At 60.2% G+C, this 22,543-nt stretch carries 20 protein-coding genes; 9 read left to right on the top strand and 11 right to left on the bottom strand.

The genetic code is table 11. The features are described 5' to 3' along the window. The first annotated feature begins 46 nt into the window (after positions 1-46). Both hisD and nrdR read left to right on the top strand, forming a co-directional pair. Entirely contained in the window at positions 47-1,399 is a 1,353-nt protein-coding gene (hisD, locus tag ACR9WD_RS10285; protein WP_073706023.1) for a histidinol dehydrogenase, read from the top strand. An 83-nt stretch (positions 1,400-1,482) separates the two neighbouring features. Then, positions 1,483-1,971 carry a transcriptional regulator NrdR gene (gene nrdR / locus ACR9WD_RS10280; protein WP_434922036.1) on the top strand — a complete coding sequence of 163 codons (489 nt, stop codon included), beginning with the start codon at positions 1,483-1,485 and terminating at the stop codon, positions 1,969-1,971. A gap of 84 nt (positions 1,972-2,055) precedes the next feature. Here nrdR and map read toward each other — a convergent pair whose 3' ends face one another. Further along, the gene (gene map / locus ACR9WD_RS10275) at positions 2,056-2,931 is read right to left on the bottom strand and encodes a type I methionyl aminopeptidase (protein ID WP_073706025.1); all 876 of its coding nucleotides are present in this window, start codon (positions 2,929-2,931) and stop codon (positions 2,056-2,058) included. A 133-nt stretch (positions 2,932-3,064) separates the two neighbouring features. Here map and ACR9WD_RS10270 point away from each other — a divergent pair, with 133 nt between their 5' ends. Further along, entirely contained in the window at positions 3,065-3,259 is a 195-nt protein-coding gene (locus tag ACR9WD_RS10270) for an SPOR domain-containing protein (RefSeq protein ID WP_121867019.1), read from the top strand. Between the two features lie 105 nt (positions 3,260-3,364). On the opposite strand, the gene panB is transcribed toward ACR9WD_RS10270, so the two are convergent. Then, positions 3,365-4,201 (bottom strand): 3-methyl-2-oxobutanoate hydroxymethyltransferase, encoded by an 837-nt coding sequence (gene panB, locus ACR9WD_RS10265; protein ID WP_038993844.1) that lies wholly within the window; start codon positions 4,199-4,201, stop codon positions 3,365-3,367. 136 nt (positions 4,202-4,337) lie between these two features. On the opposite strand from panB, the gene glnA (ACR9WD_RS10260) reads away from it, so the two are divergent. The 4 genes from glnA (ACR9WD_RS10260) (at position 4,338) to ACR9WD_RS10245 (ending at position 9,878) form a co-directional block, all read left to right on the top strand. Beyond that, the gene (gene glnA, locus ACR9WD_RS10260) at positions 4,338-5,678 is read left to right on the top strand and encodes a type I glutamate--ammonia ligase (RefSeq protein WP_038993843.1); all 1,341 of its coding nucleotides are present in this window, start codon (positions 4,338-4,340) and stop codon (positions 5,676-5,678) included. A 52-nt stretch (positions 5,679-5,730) separates the two neighbouring features. Then, on the top strand, positions 5,731-8,757 hold the full coding sequence (locus ACR9WD_RS10255; protein ID WP_434922035.1) for a bifunctional [glutamine synthetase] adenylyltransferase/[glutamine synthetase]-adenylyl-L-tyrosine phosphorylase: 3,027 nt from the start codon (positions 5,731-5,733) through the stop codon (positions 8,755-8,757). A 5-nt stretch (positions 8,758-8,762) separates the two neighbouring features. Then, entirely contained in the window at positions 8,763-9,248 is a 486-nt protein-coding gene (locus ACR9WD_RS10250; RefSeq protein WP_434922034.1) for a DUF1990 family protein, read from the top strand. A 162-nt stretch (positions 9,249-9,410) separates the two neighbouring features. Beyond that, positions 9,411-9,878 (top strand): nucleoside deaminase, encoded by a 468-nt coding sequence (locus tag ACR9WD_RS10245; RefSeq protein WP_038993847.1) that lies wholly within the window; start codon positions 9,411-9,413, stop codon positions 9,876-9,878. A gap of 11 nt (positions 9,879-9,889) precedes the next feature. Here ACR9WD_RS10245 and ACR9WD_RS10240 read toward each other — a convergent pair whose 3' ends face one another. Together ACR9WD_RS10240 and glnA (ACR9WD_RS10235) are read right to left on the bottom strand one after the other, a co-directional pair. Further along, positions 9,890-10,255 carry a hypothetical protein gene (locus ACR9WD_RS10240; protein WP_149597073.1) on the bottom strand — a complete coding sequence of 122 codons (366 nt, stop codon included), beginning with the start codon at positions 10,253-10,255 and terminating at the stop codon, positions 9,890-9,892. Between the two features lie 87 nt (positions 10,256-10,342). Further along, on the bottom strand, positions 10,343-11,767 hold the full coding sequence (glnA, locus tag ACR9WD_RS10235; protein ID WP_038993839.1) for a type I glutamate--ammonia ligase: 1,425 nt from the start codon (positions 11,765-11,767) through the stop codon (positions 10,343-10,345). Between the two features lie 349 nt (positions 11,768-12,116). Between glnA (ACR9WD_RS10235) and ACR9WD_RS10230 the strand changes: the two genes are divergently transcribed. Further along, complete coding sequence (locus ACR9WD_RS10230) at positions 12,117-12,479, top strand: RDD family protein (RefSeq protein ID WP_223308741.1); 363 nt, start codon at positions 12,117-12,119, stop codon at positions 12,477-12,479. 70 nt (positions 12,480-12,549) lie between these two features. Here the strand turns inward: ACR9WD_RS10230 and ACR9WD_RS10225 are convergent, their stop codons facing one another. The 3 genes from ACR9WD_RS10225 to lipB form a co-directional block, all read right to left on the bottom strand. Next, entirely contained in the window at positions 12,550-13,299 is a 750-nt protein-coding gene (locus tag ACR9WD_RS10225; RefSeq protein WP_038993837.1) for a DUF4191 domain-containing protein, read from the bottom strand. A gap of 168 nt (positions 13,300-13,467) precedes the next feature. After that, on the bottom strand, positions 13,468-14,466 hold the full coding sequence (lipA, locus tag ACR9WD_RS10220; RefSeq protein WP_434922033.1) for a lipoyl synthase: 999 nt from the start codon (positions 14,464-14,466) through the stop codon (positions 13,468-13,470). A 33-nt stretch (positions 14,467-14,499) separates the two neighbouring features. Further along, entirely contained in the window at positions 14,500-15,174 is a 675-nt protein-coding gene (gene lipB, locus ACR9WD_RS10215; RefSeq protein WP_255314534.1) for a lipoyl(octanoyl) transferase LipB, read from the bottom strand. Between the two features lie 195 nt (positions 15,175-15,369). Here lipB and ACR9WD_RS10210 point away from each other — a divergent pair, with 195 nt between their 5' ends. Continuing rightward, on the top strand, positions 15,370-16,764 hold the full coding sequence (locus ACR9WD_RS10210; RefSeq protein ID WP_038991889.1) for a serine/threonine protein kinase: 1,395 nt from the start codon (positions 15,370-15,372) through the stop codon (positions 16,762-16,764). A 78-nt stretch (positions 16,765-16,842) separates the two neighbouring features. Here ACR9WD_RS10210 and ACR9WD_RS10205 read toward each other — a convergent pair whose 3' ends face one another. The 4 genes from ACR9WD_RS10205 to ACR9WD_RS10190 form a co-directional block, all read right to left on the bottom strand. Beyond that, on the bottom strand, positions 16,843-17,193 hold the full coding sequence (locus tag ACR9WD_RS10205) for a hypothetical protein (RefSeq protein ID WP_141358363.1): 351 nt from the start codon (positions 17,191-17,193) through the stop codon (positions 16,843-16,845). A 111-nt stretch (positions 17,194-17,304) separates the two neighbouring features. Further along, positions 17,305-19,059: a 2-oxoglutarate dehydrogenase, E2 component, dihydrolipoamide succinyltransferase gene (sucB, locus tag ACR9WD_RS10200; RefSeq protein WP_190263734.1), complete on the bottom strand. Its 1,755-nt coding sequence runs from the start codon at positions 19,057-19,059 to the stop codon at positions 17,305-17,307. Between the two features lie 117 nt (positions 19,060-19,176). Beyond that, positions 19,177-20,556, bottom strand: coding sequence for a dihydrolipoyl dehydrogenase (gene lpdA, locus ACR9WD_RS10195; RefSeq protein ID WP_038991885.1), 1,380 nt, complete (start codon positions 20,554-20,556; stop codon positions 19,177-19,179). Between the two features lie 280 nt (positions 20,557-20,836). Next, complete coding sequence (locus tag ACR9WD_RS10190; protein WP_038991884.1) at positions 20,837-22,351, bottom strand: leucyl aminopeptidase; 1,515 nt, start codon at positions 22,349-22,351, stop codon at positions 20,837-20,839. Positions 22,352-22,543 lie beyond the last annotated feature (192 nt).

Raw genomic sequence — 22,543 nt, 5'->3', positions numbered from 1 at the left:
GGTAACTAATAAAACCTTCCCCGGCCATCAGCGTTAAACTAGGAAGGTGAGCACTATTCCAGAAACTGAATTCTCGGCACTCGCCACCCTCGATTGGCGCAACGAATCCCTGAGCTACGCGCAGCTGAAGGCCAAACTGCCCCGCCCGGCGGTGAACTCCCAGACAGCTGCCGACGCAGTGCAGCAGATCATCGACGATGTGCGCGCCCATGGCATGGAGACGCTCAAGGACCTTTCCAAGCGCTTTGACCATGTCGAGCTGGAACACACTCGCGTGCCGCAGCACGAACTGGACCGTGCCCTGGAAGAACTGGAACCGAAGGTCCGCCGGGCATTGGAAGAATCCATTGACCGCGCCCGCGTCTTCGCCAAGGCCCAGCGCCCAGACGACGCCGAAGTGCGCTACGCCAACGGTGCAACCGTCACCCAGCGGTGGGTCCCGGTGCGCCGCGTCGGCTTGTACGTCCCAGGCGGCCTGGCCGTCTATCCTTCCTCGGTCATCATGAATGCGGTGCCTGCCCAGGCTGCCGGGGTCAGCTCGCTGGCCCTGGCCAGCCCGCCGCAGAAGGAATTTGGCGGCCTGCCGCACCCAACCATCCTGGCTGCGGCCAAGCTGCTGGGCATCGATGAGGTGCACGCCATGGGCGGCGCCCAGGCTGTTGCAGCGTTCGCTTACGGGGTGGAGGTGCCCAACGACGAACGCGGCGGCATCGAACCGGTGGACGTGATCTCCGGCCCGGGCAACGTGTTCGTGGCCACCGCCAAGCGACTGGTGAAGGGCGTGGTGGGAATCGATGCTGAAGCAGGTCCCACGGAAATTGCCATCCTTGCCGATCAGGGAGCCGACCCGGGCTTTGTCGCCGCAGACATGATCTCGCAGGCAGAACACGATGCCAACGCTGCGGCCGTGCTGATAACCGATTCGCCGGACCTGGCGGCCGGCGTGCGCAAGGAACTTGAAAAGCAGGTAGCCGCCACGAAGCACACGGCCCGCGTGACCGAAGCGCTGTCGGGTACCCAGTCTGCCATCATTCTGGTCAAGGACCTGGAGCAGGGCATCGAGGTGTGCAATGCGTACGCTGCCGAGCACCTGGAAATCATGGTGGCCGACGCGGAAGCCACCGCCGCCCGCATCACCGCGGCCGGTGCCATTTTCGTCGGAGCCTACGCTCCGGTGTCCTTGGGCGACTACTGCGCAGGTTCCAATCACGTGCTGCCAACCAGCGGCACGGCGCTGCACGCCTCGGGCCTGAATGTGAACACTTTCCTGAAGGCCATCCAGGTAATCAACTACGACAAGGCGGCACTGGGCGAAGTGGCCGCTCACGTGATAAATCTTGCCAATGCCGAGGACCTGCCGGCCCATGGCGACGCGGTCGCGGTGCGAAACGCGCAATAGACGCTAAACTGATAGGTGACATGAGTTGATTCTTGCCGCCGCAGGTGCGCGAGAATACTTGTTGGGCTACAGATGGAGGTGCCGTGAACTGCCCGTATTGCCGTAATGCCGATTCCCGAGTGGTCGATAGTCGAGTGGCCGACGACGGCGTCTCAATCCGTCGCCGCCGCCAATGCACTGCCTGCTCGCGCCGTTTCACCACTACCGAAACTGCGAGCCTGAACGTGCTCAAGCAGTCCGGTGCCGTAGAACCGTTCTCACGTAACAAGGTCATCAACGGCGTCCGCAAGGCCTGCCAGGGCCGTCCGGTCACCGATCACGACCTTGCAATCCTGGCCCAGGAAGTCGAAGAGGCGGTCCGGACCTCCGGTGCCGCCGAAATCCCGGCGCACCAGGTGGGCCTGGCAATTCTGGAGCCGCTATCGCGCCTTGACGAGGTCGCCTACCTGCGCTTTGCCAGTGTCTATCATAACTTCCAGTCGTTGACTGATTTCGAGACGGCCATTGCACGCTTGCGCGACCGCCGGGGCAAGGTTCCGCAGGGAACCCGGCGTCCGCTTTCGGCCGACTAGCCGCCTTCGTACAAAGCAAAACGCCAGTGCGCATAGCCTTTCGAGGCTGGGGACACTGGCGTTTGCGCTAGGCTGGGCAGTCGCTTATGGCAGCGTGAGGATTTCGGCGCCGTCGTCGGTGACGAGCAGGGTGTGCTCGAACTGCGCGGTGCGCTTCTTGTCCTTGGTCGTCACGGTCCAATCGTCCTCCCACATATCCCATTCGATGGTGCCCAAGGTGAGCATCGGTTCGATGGTGAAGACCATGCCCGGTTCAATCAGGGTGTTGTAGCCGGGGGCCGCATCATAGTGCGGAATGATCAATCCGGAGTGGAAGGCTTCTCCCACTCCGTGGCCGGTGAAGTCCCGGACCACGCCGTAGCCGAACCGCTTGGCGTAGGTTTCAATGCTTCGGCCAATGACGTTGATCTCGCGTCCTGGCATCACGGCTTTGATGGCGCGCTTCAGCGAATTCTCGGTGCGCTCAACCAGCAGGCGGGATTCTTCATCCACGTCACCGACCAGGAAGGTGGCGTTGTTGTCTCCGTGAACGCCGCCAATATAAGCGGTGATATCGATATTGATGATGTCCCCATCTTGCAACACGGTCGTGTCCGGGATGCCATGGCAGATGACTTCGTTCAATGACGAGCACAGTGACTTGGGGAATCCGCGGTAGCCCAAGGTTGACGGGTACGCGTTGTGATCCATGAGGAATTCATGGCCCAGACGATCCAGCTGATCCGTGGTTATCCCTGGCTGGCAGGCCCTGCCCACTTCCTGCAGCGCCTGGGCGGCAATCTTGGAAGCTATCCGGATGCGCTCGATGACTTCTGGGCTTTTGACTTCGGAAGCCGTGTTGGCGGCAGGTTCCTTCTTGCCAACGTATTCGGGACGTTCGATGTGTTTCGGTACCGGAAGTTCCGGGGATACCGTGCCGGCGGTGAGATTTCCAAGTGGTGCAGTTGAAGCAATAGCCATGCTTTTATTCTAGCTACAGGTATCTTCAGCCTCACCAAGAGATAGCCGAAAGAACTGGTGGTGTTGCACCTATTTTCCACCGGTTGGGATACCGTGGAAGCAATAGCAGGTTTCGAGATTAGAGGAGTTTTCCATGAGCTCAGTTGGCACCCCGGGTGAAGGCCAGTACTGGTACAACATCTCAACCAAGACCGTGGAGAAGGGCCCGCAGTCTGATTGGTCGCAATTGCTCGGGCCATATGACACGGTTGCTGAAGCCGAAGCCGCGATGGCGAAGGTCCAGGCCCGCAATGAAGCCTGGGACGAGGCGGAGGAAGACGACCAGTAGTCGCTGAAGGCACCGGGCCCAGCGGTGCTGTGAATGGCAGGATGGTGCGCTTCCGGGTTGGGCAACCTGGAAGCGCACCATTGTGCTATGCGGCGTGAGCCAGTCTCATTCCTTGAATTCGTACTCTGCGGACGGGAAAGCGCCGGCTACGACGTCCTGGTGGTATTCGCGCACCGCGGTGCCGATAACCTCACGCAGATCTGCGTACTTCTTGACGAAGCGTGGGGTGCGGCCCCCGCCAAGGCCAAGCATGTCCTGCCAGACCAGGACTTGTCCGGTGGTGGAGTTGCCGGCGCCGATGCCAATGGTCGGGACCTTCAGCGCGGCATCGATTTCGGCGGCGACCGGGCTTGGCACCATTTCCATCAGGATGCAGAAGGCGCCGGCATCTTGCAATGCGACAGCGTCGTGCTTCATCTGCGCGACGGCGTCGCCGCGGCCCTGCACGCGGTACCCGCCCAATGCATGCTCGGACTGCGGGGTGAACCCGATGTGCCCGATGACGGGCACACCGGCAAGGACCATGGCGCGAACGTGCTCGGCGTATTGCGCGGTGCCTTCCATCTTGACCGCGTGGGCATGGCCTTCCTTCATCAGGCGCACCGCGGTCGCCACGGCCTGTGCCGGAGACTGCTCGTAGCTGCCAAACGGCAAGTCGGCGACGACCAACGCGCGCTTGGCGCCATTGGCAACAGCTTTGGTGAAGACGATCATTTCGTCGAGGCTGATCGGCAGCGTGGACTCGTAGCCGAGGACGGTATTGGCGGCTGAGTCGCCAACCAGCAGGATCTCGATCCCCGCCGAATCGAAAATTTCGGCCATCATGACGTCATAAGCAGTTAACATCGCGAATTTTTCGCCATTGTCCTTGGCCTTCTGCAAATGATGAAGTCGGATACGGGACGGGCCTTTTTCAGGAATCCCTAGGTATGGTTGTGGCATGAAACGACTTTATCGCACTTGGACAGGGCGATGCAGATCGTGGGGACCGTCCTGACCCGATATAGTGTTGCCACAGGTCAATTTTCTTGCCGGTTGTAATCAGCGCCGGATATCAGAATCCCGAAGGTGGTGGAAAATGGATCGTCAGCAGGAATTCGTACTGCGCACCATTGAAGAACGCGACGTTCGATTTGTGCGAATGTGGTTTACCGACGTGGTTGGTTCACTCAAGTCCGTGGCCCTGGCTCCTGCTGAAGTTGAAGATGCTTTCGAAGAAGGTCTGGGCTTTGACGGTTCCTCCATTGACGGACTGTCCCGGATCTCGGAATCTGACATGCTGCTTCAGCCCGATCCTGCCACCTTCCAGATTCTTCCTTGGCGTGGCGAGGTTGAACCGACTTCCCGCATGTTCTGCGACATCCTGACTCCGGAAGGCCAGCCATCCAACGCCGATCCGCGCCAGGTGCTCAAGCGCCAGCTGGCCGAAGCCTCCAACATGGGCTTCACTTGCTACACCCATCCGGAGATCGAATTCTATTTGCTGCAGAACGATCAGCTGGATGCCAATGGCCGTCCGCAGCCGATCGACAACGGCGGCTACTTCGACCATGTGCCAGATGGCGTGGGACAGGACTTCCGCCGCGCGTCGGTGACCACGCTGGAAGCCCTGGGCATTTCGGTGGAGTTCTCCCACCATGAAAACGGCCCGGGCCAGAACGAAATCGATTTGCGCTACGCCGATGCGCTGCAGACCGCCGACAACATCATGACCTTCCGTACCGTCATCAAGGAAATGGCGATGCAGAAGGGAATCCACGCGACCTTCATGCCCAAGCCCTTTGCCGACCATCCGGGCAGCGGCATGCACACCCACTTCTCATTGTTCGAAGGCGATGCGAACGCATTCTTCGAAGCAGGCCGCGAATACCAGCTCTCCGACGTGGCGCGCTCCTTCATCGCAGGCATCCTGCACCACGCGCCGGAAATGACCGCCATCACCAACCAGTACGTGAACTCGTACAAGCGCTTGTGGGGCGGGGGAGAAGCGCCGAGCCACCGTTCGTGGGGACACAACAACCGTTCGGCACTGGTCCGCGTGCCGCTCTACAAGCCGGGCAAAGGCCAGTCGGCCCGCGTCGAATACCGCGGGATCGACTCGGCAGCGAACCCGTACCTCGCCTATGCAGTCTTGCTCGGCGCCGGCCTGAAGGGCATCCGCGAAGACTACGAGCTGGAGGAGCCGACCGAGGACGATGTCTGGAGCCTCTCCACGGCGGAACGCCGTGCTTCGGGCCACGTTCCGCTGCCCGGCAGCCTGCACGACGCATTGCGCGCTATGGAAGAGTCGGAACTCATGGCCGAGATCCTCGGCGAACAGGTGTTCAACTCGTTCCTGTCGAACAAGCGCACCGAATGGGAAGAGTACCGCCAGGTCATCACCCCATACGAACTGAACAAGTATTTGGGAATCCTCTAGAGACTTCGCCGCGTGAAGCTGCGCGGCGAAATGCGGGAGAACACGAGAAACCATGCCGGAAGTACCCTCGCGAGCATTGATCAACGCTGGCTTCAGCGACGTCGAACGGGCCAAGAATTTCCTTCAATCCAAGGAATTGTCCAAGATTGATCCCCACCTGATCGTGAGCAAGATGGCGCACGCGCCAGATCCGGATCAGGCGCTGCTGCTGGCGCTGAGGTTGGTTGACCGGCATCCGGAAGCCATCGACATCTTCACGCAGCCGGCCAGCTGCCAAGGGCTGGTAAGGCTCCTGGGCAGCTCGTCGGCGCTGGGCGAGTTCCTCATACGCTGCCCCGAGGCCTTGGATATCGTCCGCCAAGCTCCTCCAGGCGAATTCGAGTCCGTTCCCTCGGATCAACTGGTCGAGGACTTGCTGGCTTCCATCGAGGCCAATGAATCCGAGGGCGGGCACTGGGTTTCTTCCTATACCGGTGCTGAAGCACGCCAGCGTTTGCGCACCGCCTACCGAAAGGCCTTGCTATCGCTGGCACACCGGGACTTGGGATCCACCCAGCCGCAGCGCATCCTGCCCAAGGTTGCCGCCGAACTGGCCGACATGGCTGGGGCCGCGCTCGAAGGAGCCCTGGCCATTGCCCGGGCCGAAGCCGCCGAACAATATGATGCGGACGACGTCGACCGGGTGAAGATCACCATCATCGGCATGGGCAAATGCGGTGCACGTGAACTGAACTACATCTCTGACGTGGACGTTATCTATGTCCATGATTCAGCCCTGGGCATGGACGAAGATCTCGCCGCCGCGATCGCCACGGTCATCTGCGGCAACACGGCGCGTGCCCTGATGGTGCCAGGACCGGAGCCGATGCTGTGGGAAGTGGACGCGAATCTCCGCCCCGAGGGCAAGGACGGGGCGTTGACCCGTACGCTTTCTTCCCATGAAGCGTACTACCGGCGTTGGGCCCACTCATGGGAATTCCAAGCCTTGCTCAAGGCCCGCGCCATAGCCGGAGACAAGGAACTGGGACGCTCCTACGAGCGCATGGTCTCGCCCATGGTGTGGTCCAGTTCTGAACGCGAGGGTTTTGTCGAATCGGTCCAAGCGATGCGCCGCCGCGTCAGCGACAACATCGACAAGCAAGACGTCGCGTGGCAGATCAAGCTCGGCCCCGGCGGGCTGCGCGACGTCGAATTCACCGTCCAGCTGCTCCAGCTTGTCCATGGACGTGTGGAACCTGCCATTCAGGTGGCAACAACCACCCTGGCCATCCAAGCCATGAGCGACACCGGCTACATTGGCCGTGACGACGCCACGAATTTCGATGACTCCTACCGTTTCCTGCGTTTGCTGGAGCACCGAATCCAGCTCAGCCAATTGCGCCGAACCCATTTGATGCCCCGGGCCGAAAGTGCCCAGCGCGTACTGGCGCGATCAATTCGCGGTGCCGGAGACCTGCAGCCGAGCAGCCCGGAGAAGCTGATGCGCCGGTGGAATGAAACCAAGCGCATGGTGCGTTCGCTGCACGAGCGTATTTTCTACCGGCCGCTGCTGGTGAGCAGTTCCAACCTCTCGGCCGATGATGTCAGGCTCACCGCAGAATCCGCGCAGGCCCGACTTCGCGCCCTGGGTTATCTCGACCCCAAGGCAGCGATGCGGCATATCGAAGCCTTGACCGGCGGGGTCTCGCGCAGCGCCTCCCTGCAGCGGCAATTGCTCCCGGTGCTCTTGGACTGGTTTGCCCGCGGGGTGGACCCGGACGCAGGTTTGCTGGGCTTCCGCAGGCTCAGCGAGGCGCTGGGGAAGTCCCATTGGTTCCTCGGCATGCTGCGCGATACGAATGCCGCCGCCGAGCGATTGAGCCATCTGCTGTCGAACACGCGCTTCCTGACTGATCTGCTGGCCAATGAGCCTGCCGCAGCCGCCTGGCTGGGCTCTGACGCCTCATTGGCGCCGCAGACCTTCGAGAACCTGCTGCAGCAGAACACTTCCATCATCCATCGCACAAAACAGCCCGAGGCGGCCATCCGGATGATCCGCATGGTGCGCCGCCGCGAGTTCTTGCGTGTTGCGCTGGCCGACGGAGCGGGCCTGCTAACTGTTGATGAAGTCGGCAATGCCCTGTCGAACATTGACGCCGCCATGGTGGACGGGGTGCTGAAGGTCCTTTTGGCTGACGACCAGGCCAAGCACGGGGAGCATGCGGTAATTGCGGTCATTGCCATGGGCCGCCAAGGCGGTCGGGAAATCGGGTACGGCTCCGATGCGGACGTTCTGTTTGTCCAGCGTCCGGTCCCCGGCGCCAAAGACCAAGCCGCCCAGGAACAAGCGCTTCGGGTGGTCACCGACCTGGTGTCGTGGACTTCGAAGCCTTTGAAGCCGGCGATTCCAGCGGAAGTGAAATTGAAGGTCGACTCGGATCTTCGTCCCGAGGGCCGCCAAGGCATGCTGGTCCGGTCGATTGACGCCTACGCCAGCTACTACCAGCGTTGGGTGGAAATCTGGGAGCGCCAGGCATTGCAGCGTGCCCGCCCGTTTGCCGGAGACGACCAGTTGGCCGCAGACTTCATGGAACTGATCAAGCCGGTGCGCTATGGCAAGGGGCTCGAAGACACGGAGATTCGTGAAATCCGCAAGATCAAGGCCCGCGTCGAGTCTGAACGGCTCCCGCGCGGTGCCGACCCGAACCGCCACCTGAAGCTGGGACGCGGCTCGCTGTCGGATATCGAATGGCTGGTGCAGTTCTACCAGCTGAAATACGCGTGGAAACACGAATCCTTGCGCACCACATCCACGCTCAAGGCGTTGGAAAAATTGGCCAAACTGGAGCTCATCTCCGAGCAAGACAGCGAGCTGCTGGCGACTGCCTGGCGGCTGGCTACCCGGATCCGCAGTGCCGAGATCATCACCTCCGGACGTTCCAGCGATGTGCTGCCCAGCTCGGCGCGCGATATGGAAGCCGTGGCTCGCTGGTGCGGCTATGAGCCGAACACCGGCATGGAACTGGAAGAAGACTACCTGCGCGCCACCAGGCACTCGCGAGCCCTGTTCGAGCAGCTGTTCTACGGCTTCGAAGACTAACCCGGATGTCCCTGACACGGATCAGCGAGAAGCTGTGGAACCCTGAGCTCGGGCGCTACCGGGTGTGGCAACGCCAAGCCTATCTGGGCTCGGGCGAAGCATTCTGGGGGCAGGCCGCGGTCGCGCTGCTGCGCTGGGAGGTGAAGACCCGCAGCGGATTTCGCATCAGCCCGCAGGACAAAGTCCGCAGCGGAGCCAAGCCGCAGATCATCGTCCCGGTGGGGCAGGTGTCCATCCACGAGCCCGTTGAGGTTGTGGAAGTCCTTGAACGCAGCGATGTTGTGGGATTCGCCTATCGAACGTTGCCCGGGCACCCGGTCTCCGGGGAGGAAGCGTTCATCCTGCGTCGGCTGGGGTCATCAGTGTTTTTGGAAATCCGTTCGCTCACGGCCGCGTCGGATCGCCGGGCCTGGCGTTTGGTCTTCTGGCTGCTGCTCGGCGCGCAGAAGCTTACTCGATGGCGCTACCTACGGGCGCTACGCCAACGATAACTCTGGACATCGCCGCGCGCAGGGTGCGGTCGCCACAGCATCAATTTTCCGAAGTCCTCGCACCGGAGTCTGATAAGGGGATATGCTAGGCACCCAGATCCAGATTTCGGTTCGGCGTTTGCGCAGTGCCTGATGGCGCCGATGGTGCGAGGGGAGCAGGCCATGGATCCACAGCTAATGCAGGCAGCGGTCGACCAGTCGTTGCTGGCGTTGGGCAGCAACGACAGCGGCCCATTTGGGGCCGTAGTGGTACTGGACGGCAAGGTCATTGCCGCCGGCTACAACACCGTGGTGCATGATTCCGATCCGACAGCCCACGCGGAAGTCAATGTGATCCGCAAAGCCGGGCAGGAGCTCGGGACTTTCGATTTGTCCCAGTGCGAGCTGTACACCAGTTGCGAGCCGTGCCCGATGTGCCTCGGCGCCATCTACTGGGCGCGATTCAAGCACGTCTACTATGCCAACGACCGGCAGGACGCGGCAAGCATCGGTTTCGACGACAACTTCATCTACACCGAGCTGGAACTGCCCATGAGCCAACGCCGCATCCCCTTCACCAAGGTCGACATGCCTTCAGCCCTTGCCGCTTTCGAGGCGTGGACCGCCAAGGGCGACAAGCAGGAATACTAGCCGCCGCCGTATCAGCGCTGGACTGGTGCCAGCCGATGCTCCACATCAGGCCACGGGACATGGATGCGTTCGGCAGGCTGCAATGCCTTAGCCCGCAACGCATTGGCCAGCACAATGCCGTGGGGCGAGACCTCCACGATGGACAGCAATTCAGTAGCGTCGCAGGATCCGGCATCCAGCACCCAGGAATTCATCAACTCGCTGATGCCGCGCTCGACGAGCAGCTGTTCGCCGTCAAGGTAGTCGCAATCATCGGCTACGGCGTGGCCCAAGACATTGCGCGGGGTCACCCGCTGGTAGTCGGGATCCGCTGGGTCGAGATAACCGACGGTTTCACCGTCTTCGCGCTGCACCCTGACCCAAGTTGTAATGTTCATGACGCCAGCCTACCCCGAGACGAAACAACGCCGGGTCCCGCCAACAGGCGGGACCCGGCGTTGAGCCGTTACCGTACGAGACGGTGATTAGCAGCCATAGTAGAGCTCGAATTCGTATGGGTTCGGGCGCAGGCTCAGTGGCTTGATTTCGTTTTCACGCTTGTACTCGATCCAAGTCTGGATCAGGTCCTCGGTGAAGACGCCGCCTTCGAGCAGGAACTCGTGGTCGGCTTCCAGAGCCTTCAGCGCTTCTTCGAGGCTTTCAGGTGCGCGCTGGATTTCCTTGGCCTCTTCGGCAGGAAGCTCGTAGAGGTCCTTGTCGATTGGCTCTGCTGGTTCGATGCGGTTCTTGATTCCGTCCAGGCCAGCCATCAGCTGCGCTGCGAAGGCCAGGTACGGGTTCGAGGAAGCATCCGGGGCGCGGAACTCGATGCGCTTGGCCTTCGGGTTCGAACCGGTGATCGGGATGCGGATGCCAGCGGAGCGGTTGCCCTGCGAGTACACCATGTTCACCGGGGCCTCGAAGCCCTTGACCAGACGACGGTAGGAGTTCACGGTTGGGTTGGTGAACGCGAGCACGGCGTCTGCGTGCTTCAGCAGGCCGCCGATGTACCAGCGAGCGGTGTCGGACAGGCCGGCGTACCCCTTTTCGTCGTAGAACAGCGGATCGCCGTTGGACCACAGCGACTGGTGGACGTGCATGCCCGAGCCGTTGTCGCCGAAGACAGGCTTCGGCATGAAGGTCGCGGACTTGCCCCAGGCGTCGGCCACGTTCTTCACGATGTACTTGAAGAGCATCAGTTCGTCCGCGGCGTGCACCATGGTGTTGAACTTGTAGTTGATTTCGGCCTGGCCGGCTGCGCCAACTTCGTGGTGGCTGCGCTCTACCTCAAGGCCTGCCTTATCCAGCTCAACGCAGATGGCGTCGCGCAGGTCGGCCTGCTTGTCGGTTGGTGCAACAGGGAAGTAGCCGCCCTTGAAAGCAGTCTTGTACCCCTGGTTGCCGCCTTCTTCCTTGCGACCGGTGTTCCAGGGTGCTTCGTCGGAATCGATCGAGTAGAACGCGCCCTGCGGCTTGGATTCGTAGCGAACGTCTTCGAAGATGAAGAATTCAGCTTCTGGGGCGAAGAATGCGGTGTCAGCGATGCCGGTGGATTCCAGGTATGCCTCAGCACGCTCGGCAACGCCACGTGGGTCGCGGTGGTAAGGCTCACCGGTGCGTGGGTTGATGATCGAGAAGTTGAAGGCCAGGGTCTTTTCCAGGCGGAACGGATCGATGAAACCGGTGGTGACATCTGGGATCAGCTGCATGTCGGACTCAGAGATGCCGGCGAAGCCGCGGATGGAAGAACCATCAAAGAGCTGGCCGTTGACGAAGAAGTCGGCATCCACGGACTTGGCCGGCACGTTGAAGTGTTGCTGTACACCTGGTAGGTCGGTGAAACGGATATCGACGAACTTGATGTCCTCTTCGGCAATATATGCCAAGACTTCTTCTGGACTGGTAAACATGTGCAGGTGACTCCCTGGTGAGATATGAGGTTTGGTAAACGGAACCCGTAGCCAGAATTATCTGCCTGGTCCTCTTGCTTACGTATCAAGCTTACCTATAATCCATTTCTGAATGGTGTCTCTATTGTTTCCAACCTGTTACAAGCGGAGAATCCGGGCGTGTCGTATCGATCTGATCTGCGCAGATTGCCAGCTGTAACAATCTGACTTGGATACTTGCTACCGCGTTATGGGGTTCTAACTGGCGCACAGAATCGCTGGATAGACTGTATAGGTGGAAAGAAAAGACTTCAGCTCGTGGCTTGAAGGGCCGCCGCAGCACAATACGCAAGAATGGCCCGGACAGGATATGGGACGCCCAGTCAAGGGTCCTGGCTCCGTTGCCAGGTTCCCGCGAAGGGTCGGCGCCCTGCTCCTGGACTGGGGACTGTCCATGCTGCTCAGCTGGTGGCTGTTCAATAGCCATGACCTGGCAACGCTGGGCCTGTTTTGTGCCGGGCAGATCATCGGTGTCGGGTTCACGGGGCACACGATCGGTCATCGCACCTTTGGCATGCAGGTGCAGGCGCTGGATGGAACCGCGATCAAGCCATTGCAAGGCTTGAGCCGTTCGTTGCTGCTTTGCTTGGCTATTCCGGCCTTCATTACCGACAAGGACCAGCGTGGCCTTCATGATCGGTTGCCGAAAACCATCTTGGTGAATATCTCCTAGCCTTCAGGTCCGGACAGCACTAAAGAAGCCGCAACAGGAAAATCCTGTTGCGGCTTCTTTAGTGCTGTCTTTAGCGTCCACGCATAGCGCGGCGGTTTGGACGTACGCGGTTTGGATCTACGCCCTTGGGGATGGGCAGACGGTTCGCAGTCAACGTGCTCAGACGCTTGTCGATTGCGCTGACTTCCAGCTTCGTAATCGACTTCGGAAGCTTCTTCATTGCCTTGCCAACTTCAGCCAATGGAGTCTGGCCTTCTTCGGAACCAGCGTTGATGATGTGCACAGGCACGTTCGGCAGAACACGGGCAATGCGCTTGCGCTCGGATGCGGCAAGTTCGCGAACGCGGTTCTTCGGGCCCTCGGTGACCAGGACGATGCCTGGACGGCCGATGCCGAGGAACACCAGATCCTGGTGGCGGTTGTAGGCAACCGGTTCCTGCTTCAGGATCCAGCCGCGACGCAGCACGCTCATAGCAGCGCCAGCGGCACCTGGGCGACCCTCAAGCTGCGAGAACGCAGCCTTCTCGGCACGGCGCGACATGATGAACATTGCAGCAAGAAGCGCCAACGGGATTGCGATGATCAACATCGTGATCCAGTTATTGATCAAGAAGCCGATAACTAAGCAGACAGCAATGACGGCCAAGGCGGCCAATGCCATCCACCACACGACCATAGGGTCGTTGCGGCGCGTCATCTGGAAGACCTGGCCAATTTGCTTCAGGCGGCCTGGTTCTTTGTTCTTCTTCTCAGCTTTTGGTTTACGCGAAAACAAGCCACGCTTAGGCGCGGCTGCGTCGTTGTCGGAGTTTTTGGCCATAGTGCCTTAATTCTACGCGATGAAGTTGATAGTTCTAAGCCGTGCTGGAACGAACATGGCATTTTCGGCTGAATTGTCCATGAACGGGCAGTGGAATGGCCCCGGAACCCGCGATGGTTTCCATCTGCAGGCCCGGGGCCATCGTCCAAACTGGTTCGCAAGAACCAGCTACTTGATCAGCGAAGCTGCTTCCTGGCGAGTGTTGCCCGAGGACTCGATATGCGACAGGGCCTCAGGGATTTCCCGGCCCTTCTTGCGCATGGCACCAGCCCAGAGACGGCCAGCGCGGTAGGAAGAGCGAACCAGTGGCCCGGCCATGACGCCCGAGAATCCGAGTTCTTCGGCTTCCTGCTGAAGTTCAAGGAACTCCTGCGGAGTGACCCAACGGTCAACTGGCAAATGCAGGTCCGTGGGGCGCAGGTACTGGGTCAAGGTGAGCAGATCGCAGCCGGCCTCATAGAGGTCGCGCATGGCCTCTGAAATTTCTTCACGAGTTTCGCCCATGCCCAGGATCAGGTTTGACTTGGTGATCAATCCGCGCTTGTGGCCGTGGGTGATGACATCCATGGAACGTTCGTAGCGGAAGGCCGGGCGAATGCGCTTGAACAGGCGGGGCACGGTCTCGACATTGTGGGCGTAGACCTCCGGCTCCGAATCGCAGATGACATCCAGGTTCTCGGGCTTGCCGCTGAAGTCGGGAATCAGCAACTCGACGCCGGTGTTCGGGTTCATCTTGTGGATCTGCCGCACCGTCTCCGCGTACAGCCACGTGCCCTCGTCTTCGAGGTCATCGCGGGCAACACCGGTGACGGTGGCGTAGCGCAAATCCATCTTCTTCACGCTCATGGCCACCTTGAAAGGTTCCGAGCGGTCGATGGCCACCGGCTTGCCGGTGGCAATCTGGCAGAAGTCGCAACGGCGGGTGCATTCGGAACCGCCGATGAGGAACGAGGCCTCGTGGTCTTCCCAGCACTCGAAGATATTCGGGCAGCCTGCCTCTTCGCAGACGGTGTGCAGCCCCTCGGACTGCACCAGGTTCTTCAGCCCCACGTATTCCGGGCCGATGTTGAGTTTCGCCTTGATCCACTCGGGCTTGCGCTCCACGGGAACGGCGGAGTTGCGCTTTTCGACGCGCAGTAGTCGACGGCCTTCTGGCTCGATGCTCATTGACTGCTCTTTCTGAATGAAGTGAGTGGTTGTCTAGACGACTTGCGGGGTAAGCAGACGCTCTATTTCCGCTTGAACTCGGTCAACGACGTCTTCAGGGGTGACGGTACGGCCCAGTTCTTCGGAAATGGTGGTGACACCTGCATCGGAGATGCCGCAGGGGATGATCTGGTCGTATGCGGAAAGCGCGTTCGAGCAGTTCAAGGCGAATCCGTGCATGGTGACGCCGTGGTTGATACGGATGCCGATGGCTGCAATCTTGCGGTCCTGCGCGCCGTCTTTGCCTGGTACCCAAACTCCGGAACGGCCCTTGATCTGGGCCGTTGGAATGCCAAGCTCGCTCACGACGTTAATTAGGGCTTCTTCCAGGGTCTCCACGTAAAGCCGGATTGCGCTGATCTTGCGGAGCTTGACAATGGGGTAGCCAATGAGCTGTCCCGGGCCATGCCAGGTCAACTTGCCACCGCGGTCCACATCCACGACGGGGGTGCCGTCCAGCGGGAGGTCTTCGGGTTCGGTGCGCTTGCCTGCGGTATAAACCGCTTCGTGCTCCAGGAACAGGACTCTAGGGGTTTGCGTGTCCGCGGCTACCGCATCATGCAGTTGGATCTGATAATCCCAAGCTTCCATGTAGGGCACAAATTTTGAGCCTAGTCCGACTCGTTCGAATTCGATCGCCATGACGGCTAGCCTACGCTCTTGAACGATCGGTCGCTAATTCAGTGCCGTTCAGCTTGCTTGTGGATATCCAGCTTGCATTTCCTGTTTGTGGGATACAACGGAAACATGGATGAATCAACGAATGTTCTAGCGTGGCCGACAAGCCCTGGGCATGTGACTGTCAAGCCGCTAAGTGCCAAGTCACCATGCAAAGTTTGGCTGATCCGGAGGGAAAGCGACCAGATGTATCTGACGCTTAAACTTAGCCTGACTATGGAAAACATCACTTCTCTGCGCCAGGAAGAGGTCAGGCAGTCGCGGAAATATGTCGTCGATTTTTACGGAACCCTGCCGACTCAATTCGGTGAGGGGCTGGTCATGGAATATTGTCCCGGCGGGAGTTTGGCAGACCTCGTTTCCAGCCGCAGCGCCTTTGCGCTTGGTGAATGCGTGACTGCGTTGGCTCCCATTGCGCAAACTCTATCGGTCATGCATTCGCAGGGCCAACGCCATGGGGACTTGTCGCCAGCCAACATCCTGCTGACCGCCAAGGGCATGCCGAAGATCATCGACTTCCAGGAAGCTGCTTCGTCAAGTCAAGCGCTTACTGGTTCCGGCACACCCGGATTCGTCGCCCCTGAAATGCAGGCCGGGGCGATGGAAAGCCAAGCTGGAGAGCAGGACGTGTACTCGCTGGGCGCCTGCTTGTGGTTTCTCCTGTCGGGACGGGTTCCCGAAGAGGAACTGATGCGTCCACCAGCTAGCGTGATGTTCCCCGGCGTCCCCTCGATTATTCATGAGCTCTTGATTGATTCCATGAATCCGGTGCCGCAAGCGAGGCCAACCGCCGACCAGTTTGCTCGAACGCTGTTCGCGAGCTGTCCAGCTGAGCCCATCCATTGGGAAGGTCATGTAGCTGCTGAAGCTACTCATCTGATGGAAACCATCCATCCAACCCAGGAATCGGGTGCTGCGCACAGGCGCTCAAAGCGCGCAAGGGATAACGCAGCAAGGCAGCGGAACAGCGGGAATGATGAATCCTGGCACAGCCATCGGTTGCGCAGGACACCCGGGGCCGTGAAGCTGGCTGGTGCTGCAGTCTTGGGCATCATGGTCATATTCGGGAGCATGCTGGGCGTCAATCATTTCCGGGCCGCTGAGGCGAAGGAAGCGACTGCGCCGGCAATGGCGCCCCCAGCAGACCTAGACTGCAGAATCATGGATGGTGCGCAAGTGCCCGCCTGTGCATTGAATCGGGATACAGTGGTCTCTGCATTCTTGGCACTTTCACGAGAACGAGACAAAGCGATGGGTCAGCTGGCGGGGGAGAAACTCAAGGGGCTCTACACTCCGGGAGCCGAGCAATTGCAGCGAGATCTCGAAACGATAGATCAGCTTCTGGATTTGGGTTTGGGACTTGAAGGCTTGCGCACAAAACTGACGGATGTGGTGGTATCCGCCCGTGGACAGGGTGACACTGTCATTCTTGCCGCGACATCGACCCAAGAGGAATACCGATACGTGGATGCTGAAGGGGTCACGATGCACACCGTCCAGGCCGCAGAGCCGCAACGCATCGAAGTTGAAATGGTGCTGGAAGAAAGCGGCTGGAAGATCGGCAAGGTATTACGACGTTAAATGCTTAATGGCGGGAGACGACACCAAAGCTTGCTCAAAGCTGTTGGTTGCTTCTCCCACCATCAAGGCTGCTACGGACTAGCTCCAGAGAACCGCAATTGCGATGTTGATGAAGGCCATGCCGCCCACTGCGTGAGCAATACCGGTAGAAACTTCCTCGCCGTTCTTCATCTTCTTACGGCCAATGAAAGCTGCGACCAAGATGATGATTGCAATCAGCGACTTGATGCCAATCTTCATGTGGTTTGGCGAACCGTCGCCGGCCTCGAGAATGCCGACCATGGCCAGACCCGTTACCAGCTGCACGATGGCTCCGTACCACTGCCATACAGAGACAGTAGGGGTCTTGAAGTTGGCCAGCCAGCCACCGAAGATAGCTGCTGCGCCCAAGATATGCACGAAAATCAGGAGAGAAAGAAGAATAGTCATGACACTAGCCTAATCTATTTTCGACTGATCGTAGAAAACGCAGAATCGCCCCTGTCGAATCAACGACAGGGGCGATTATTTACCTAGGCTACGAGGGCCACGACTGGATCTTTACAGTCCCAGTTCGCCTTCGAAGGCGCCACCTTCAAGGCGAGCCTTGACGGTCTGCAGGAAGCGGCCTGCATCGGCACCGTCAACCAGGCGGTGATCGTAGGTCAGGCACAGGTACATCATGTGGCGGATGGCGATCGAATCGTTGCCTTCTGCATCGGTGACGACCATTGGACGCTTCACGATCGCACCGGTGCCCAGGATGGCTACCTGTGGCTGGTTGATGATCGGGGTGTCGAACAGTGCGCCAACCGAACCGATGTTGGTGATCGAGAAGGTGCCACCGGACAGCTCGTCTGGACCGATCTTGTTGCTGCGGGTGCGTGCAGCAACATCAGCGATGCGCGAAGCCATGCCTGCCAGGTTCAGATCGCCAGCGTTCGACACGACAGGAACCAGCAGGCCCTTGTCGGTGTCGACTGCGAATGCCAAGTGCTCGGCATTGTGGTAGGTGATCTTCTGGGTCTCTTCGTTGTACTCAGCGTTCAGCTTAGGGTGTGCCTTCAGGCCTTCGGCAACAGCCTTGGCGATGAATGGCAGGTAAGTGAGGTTCACGCCGTTGGTGGCCTTGAAGTTGGCCTTGGCCGCAGCTCGCAGCTTCACGATGCGGGTCATATCGATTTCGTGGACCTGGGTCAGCTGAGTCGATATGTCCAGGGACTCGCGCATGCGGCGAGCGATAACCTGGCGGATACGTGGAGCCTTTTCCTCGGTGCCGCGCAGCGAGGAAACCTCCACTGCAGGTGCAGCCGGCTTTGCGGCGGCAGGAGCAGCGGCGGCAGGAGCAGCTGGAGCAGCAGCTTCCTGGGCGGCAACAGCGTCCAGCACATCCTGTTTGCGGATGCGACCGCCAACACCGGTGCCCTTCACCGAAGCGATGTCGATGTTGTGCTGGTTAGCCAGGCGGCGTACCAGAGGGGTGACGTACCCGGACTCGTTGTTTGCCTCGGCAGCAGATGCAGCTGGAGCGGCAGGGGCAGCGGGTGCTTCTTCCTTGGCTGGAGCTGGGGCGGCCGGAGCCTCTTCCTTGGCAGGAGCTGGGGCAGCAGGAGCCTCTTCCTTTGCAGGAGCAGCAGCTGGAGCCTCTTCCTTTGCAGGAGCAGCAGCTGGAGCCTCTTCCTTGGCTGGAGCAGCTGCTGGAGCGGAGCCAGCGGCACCGATTACGGCCAGAACAGCGCCAACTTCAGCGGTCTCATCTTCTGGAACGCGAATTTCCAGCAGGGTGCCAGCAACTGGGGACGGAACTTCGGTGTCTACCTTATCGGTGGAAACCTCAAGCAGCGGCTCGTCAACGGATACCTCATCGCCAACTTCCTTCAGCCAGCGGGTAACGGTACCTTCGGTCACCGACTCGCCCAGGGCTGGAAGGGTAACTTCGGTACCCGAGGCAGCGCCACCGGCAGGTGCGGCTGCAGGAGCTTCTTCGGCTGCCGGTTCAGCTGGTGCTTCCTCTGCGGCTGGTGCGGCAGGTGCTTCTTCAGCGGCTGGTGCTGCCGGTGCAGCGTCGCCGGAGCCGGAGCCATCGCCGATGCGAACCAGTGGGGCGCCAACTTCGGCGTCCTCGTCCTCGGCCACGAAGATTTCCTCGATGACACCAGCTACCGGCGAAGGAACTTCAGTGTCAACCTTGTCAGTGGAAACTTCCACCAACGGCTCGTCTACCTCTACGCGGTCGCCGACCTGCTTCAGCCAGCGGGTTACCGTACCTTCGGTAACGCTTTCACCCAGTGCGGGTAGGTTTACGGTTTCAGACATCGTCCCGTATCTCCTTGTTTTATAAAGCTTGAAAAGTGGTGGGAGGCGTTGCCTCCGAGCCTAGTGCATTCAGGCAGCGCGTTACATCAACGCGCTGCCTGAATGACCAAAACGTGATTAACCGTGCAGCGGTGCGCCGGCCAAAGCCATTGCGGCTTCGCCCAGGGACTCGTTCTGGGTTGGGTGAGCGTGGATCAGCTGCGATACGTCCTCTGGGTATGCTTCCCAGTTCACGATCAGCTGCGCTTCACCGATCTGCTCGCCAATGCGTCCGCCGATGCCGTGAACGCCAACGATTGGGCCGTTCTTGACGCGAACCATCTTGATGATGCCGCTGGTGCCCAAGATCGAGGACTTGCCGTTGCCAGCCAAGTTGTACTCGGTGGTTTCGATCTGGTCAGCGCCGAACTTCTCCTTGGCCTTCGGCTCGGAGTAGCCCACCGATGCGATCTCTGGCTCGCAGAAGGTCACCTTCGGGATGTTGATGTCCTCAACGATGGTTGGCTTCAGGCCGTGGATTTCCTCGGCGACGAAGCGGCCATGCTGGTAGCCGCGGTGTGCGAGCTGGACGCCTGGAACGATGTCGCCGATGGCGTAGATGTTGCCAACGCCGGTGTGCAGGCGCTCGTCGGTGATTACGAAACCGCGATCAATGGTGATGCCCTGCTCTTCGAAGCCAAGGCCCTCGGTGACTGGACCGCGGCCCACAGCAACCAGGACGATCTCAGCTTCCAGAACCTTGCCGTCAGCCAGCGAGACCTTGGCGCCGTTGGCATCCTGCTCGACCTTCTCGAAGAAAACGCCGGTGTTGAACTTGATGCCGCGCTTCTTGAAAGCACGCTCCAGGTTCTTGATGATGGCTGGATCCTCGTTTGGAACCAGCGATGGCAGGCCCTCGACGATGGTGACGTCGACGCCGAAGGACTTCCAGACCGAGGCGAATTCGACACCGATGACGCCGCCGCCCAGAACGATGGCGCTCTTTGGCAGGTCTTCCATGTTCAGTGCTTCGGTGCTGGTCAGCACGCGGCCGCCGATTTCCAGGCCCATGGTCTTGGAAGTGGATCCGGTGGCCAGGACGATGTACTTGCCCTTGTAGACGGTGCCATCGACATCGATGGAATCCTGGGCAACCAGTCGGCCGTTACCGGTGATGACGTTGACCTTCTTCATCTTCAGCAAGCCCTGCAGGCCCTTGTGCTTGCCAGCGACAATGCCTTCCTTGTACTTGCGAACGCCGGCCAGATCGATCGACTCCAGCGAGGAGTTGATGCCGTACTTGGCACCCTCGCGAGCGTTCTCTGCCAGCTCTGCTGCATGCAGGTAAGCCTTGGTTGGGATGCAGCCGGTGTGCAAGCAGGTGCCGCCCAGCTTTTCCTTCTCGATCAATCCAACGGTGTAGCCCAGCTGGATGGCGCGCAATGCTGCCGAGTATCCAGCGGATCCGCCGCCGAGGATGAGGACATCAAATTCTTGCGTTGCTGCCGAATCGGCCACGTGAACGCTCCCTCGTATTCGCTTAGTGAGGCCGGCTTTGGCCGACCAGGGGATCGGGTGTGGACTTTCTGGAGCGTGACACATGCGGGCGCGCACCTTTGATCCACGGTGATGTTTCAAAACTTACCTTAGTACCGTCGAATGGCTAGAGTCACCTTCGGGGCATTAAAAGTCAGGTATGTCTCTAATTTTGAGTTCATCCCGGCATCGGCCAATTGATTCTGGCGATACCGGGATGAGTTTCATGGCACTGCAGCTGCTATGCCGCTGCGTTTAACGGCTAGTTCGCTGCGGCAACCTGTTCTGCGTAGGCAACCAGCGTGCGTACCTGCGAGCCGGTGCCGTTCTTCGGGGTGTAGCCCCAGGCGCTTCCTTCGTTGAAGGCCGGACCAGCAAAGTCGATGTGGGCCCAAGGAATCTTCTTGCCGTCGACTTCGCCGACGAACTCTTCGAGGAAGACGGCAGCGGTCATCATTCCGCCCATGCGCTCACCGATGTTCGCCAGATCGGCGACCTGCGACTCGATGGATGGACGCAGCTCTTCCGGCAGCGGCATGGCCCAAGCCAATTCGCCCACCTTGTCCGAGACGGCAACCAGGTCGCTGGTGACCTGCTTGTCGCCCATGACGCCTGCAGTGCGCAGGCCCAGAGCCAGCATCTGCGCGCCGGTCAGCGTAGCGATGTCGATCATGACATCCGGCTTTTCCAGGCTGGCTGCTGCCAGGCCGTCAGCCATGACCAGGCGGCCTTCGGCGTCAGTGTTCAGCACCTCAACGGTCTTGCCGCCGAACATCGTCAGCACATCGCCCGGACGGGTCGAGGCGCCGCCTGGCATGTTCTCTGCCAGGCAGAGCCATGCGGTGACCTTCACGTTCAGCCCAAGTTCGGCGACGGCGGCGACGGTCTGGAAGACTGCGGCGGCACCGGACATGTCCGACTTCATGGCGTGCATGCCTGCAGCAGGCTTCAGCGAGGTGCCACCGGTATCGAAGGTGATGCCCTTGCCGATCAAGGCGATGTGCTTGGCTGCCTTCGACGGCGCGTACTCGACCTTGACCATGCGCGGCTGGCGAGCCGAGCCGCCGCCGACGCCGATCAGTCCGCCAAAGCCGTCCTTGGCCAGTCGCTTCTCATCGAAGATGGTGACCTTCAGCGGCAGCGACTTGGAGTAGTCCTTGACCGCCGCGGCGAAAGACTCCGGGTACAGCACGTTGGCGGGGGCATTGATCAGGTCGCGGGTGCCGCGGACCGCGCGGCCCAGGATTGCCGCGCGCTTGAGCACGGCCGGAAGATCCTTGGAAGTGGCAACCGAGGTGACGATCTGGGCTTCGGCCAGTACTGGCTTCTCGCTCTTCTTCGACCGGTGGTTCTCGTAGCGGTAGCTGCCCAAGGCGATGCCTTCAGCCACGGCGGCAACGCGCTCAACGCTGTCGGCAGGCAAAGCGAAAATGGCGCTCTTGGCGTTGCTCAACTGGCGGGCAGCCGAGCCAGCTGCACGGCGCAGCTTCTCTTCGGTCAGATCGGCCAGCTCGTCAACGCCAAGGCCGATGAACTGCAGGACCTTGGCCTTCGTGCCGTCCACGCCAGGCAGCGCGGTGATTTCGTCGGCCTTCCCGGCAACGCCCAAAGCCGAGAGCGACTGCTCCAGCGAGGTAGTGGTGTCGGCGGCGAAGGGGGATGCCGCGATGGACACCTTGTCGCCGTTCTTGAGTACGCCCAGGATGAGGGCGTCAGCGCTCTTGCGCTTGATGTCAGTGCCAATGGCGCTCAGAGTGAGATCACTGGAGTTGATCACAAAATCATTCCTTCTATGCCTTTGTAGGGTCTAAGGTCGCGACAGCCCAAGTGGTATTCCGGAGCAGATCCTGCCGGTGGGCTGTGCGTCTCCTGCATCTAGGTTATCCGAGGTTCCGCGTCATCGTGCGTTACTTCACAGCGAGCGAAAGCCAAGTAGCGATAGGATGGAGCATTGATCTGTTGCAGAAGT

Source organism: Glutamicibacter sp. PAEs-4, assembly GCF_051161755.1.
In the GTDB taxonomy this organism is placed as follows: domain Bacteria; phylum Actinomycetota; class Actinomycetes; order Actinomycetales; family Micrococcaceae; genus Glutamicibacter; species Glutamicibacter nicotianae.
The sequence above is the reverse complement of the archived record's forward strand: the minus strand, read 5'-3'. Positions and strand labels throughout refer to the sequence as shown.